2 protein-coding genes are annotated in these 1,183 nt (G+C 64.5%); both read left to right on the forward strand.

Features of this window, described 5'->3' with window-relative positions; translation table 11 throughout:
- Nucleotides 1–195: 195 nt before the first annotated feature.
- The gene (locus EOA27_RS37280) at nucleotides 196–615 is read left to right on the forward strand and encodes a dTDP-4-dehydrorhamnose 3,5-epimerase family protein (RefSeq protein WP_245467391.1); all 420 of its coding nucleotides are present in this window, start codon (nucleotides 196–198) and stop codon (nucleotides 613–615) included.
- 1 nt (nucleotide 616) lies between these two features.
- The coding region (locus tag EOA27_RS37285) for a glycosyltransferase family 2 protein (protein ID WP_145970859.1) at nucleotides 617–1,183 on the forward strand (567 nt) is incomplete at its 3' end.

A 1,183-nucleotide genomic window follows, 5' to 3' on the forward strand; every position in this document is an offset into this window, starting at 1 on the left:
GTGCGGCCCGACGCCCTTGCTTATGTTCCGGCGTCCCCCTATCAATTCGCCGGGATTGGGGACCGGTCATGAGCAACAGCGATCGTACTGTGCCGCAAGGCTGGATGGCGACAGGCACGCCAGACCGGCAGACCGCGACACCCGACTGGCTCGTCGTGGGATGCGCCGACAATCCAGGGCGTCGCGCTCAAGGAAATCCGGCCTGTCGCGACTTCGACCGGCTACCTCACTGAAGTCTTTCGCGAGGAATGGGATCTGGACGGGCTTCCAGTCGGACAGGTGTTTCAACGCACGCTTTATCCCGGCGCGGTGACGGGGTGGCATGCCCATGGCGTCACAACCGACCGGCTTTTTTGCTCGGTGGGCAGCGTTCGCATCTCACTGTTCGACGGTCGCAAGGCCTCGCCGACATTCGGCGCGGTCTGGCACAAGATCGTCGGCGCGGTCAGGCCTGCCATCGTCGTCATTCCGCCCGGCGTCTGGCACGGAGTCGTCGCGCTCGGACCGGACATTGCTTTGGTGCTCAATCTGGTCGACAAGGCCTACGCCTATGACGCGCCCGATCACTGGCGGCTACCGCCCGATACCGAACAGATCCCCTACAAGCTGGCATAGCGTGGAACAGGCCGGCCAGCGCCCGCCGACAGGGCGGATCGAACCGCTTGTCTCGGTCATCATCGCGACGCACAACCGCCCCGCGGTACTGCGCCAGACGCTGAAGAGCCTCATGGGCCAGACCCTGCGGGACTGGGAAGCCATCGTCGTCGGCGACGCGTGCCGGCCGGACACCGCGACAACGGTCGCCGCTTTCGGCGACGGCCGCATATCCTATATCGATCTTCCGGTGAATTTCGGCGAACAGTCGGGGCCCAACAATATCGGCTTTGCCAGAGCACGCGGCCGTTTTGTTGCGATCTTGAATCATGACGACCTCTGGTTTCCCGACCATCTGGCATCCGTGAGCGGCTGGATCGACGCCACCGCTGCCGATGTAGTGATCGCCCGCGGCGCGGTCATCGAGTCGGCCGCGAGCAAGGGTTCCAGGCATATGATCCTCGGGATGGGGCGGGACGGCTTCTATGACCCAGTCACCACGGTCGGATTTGGCTCCGCGCAAATGATCCGGCGCACGTCGCTGCCAAGGCTTGGACCATGGCGCCCGGCCAGCCAGTGCGTTTGCGAG

Source organism: Mesorhizobium sp. M2A.F.Ca.ET.037.01.1.1, assembly GCF_003998075.1.
GTDB lineage: Bacteria > Pseudomonadota > Alphaproteobacteria > Rhizobiales > Rhizobiaceae > Mesorhizobium.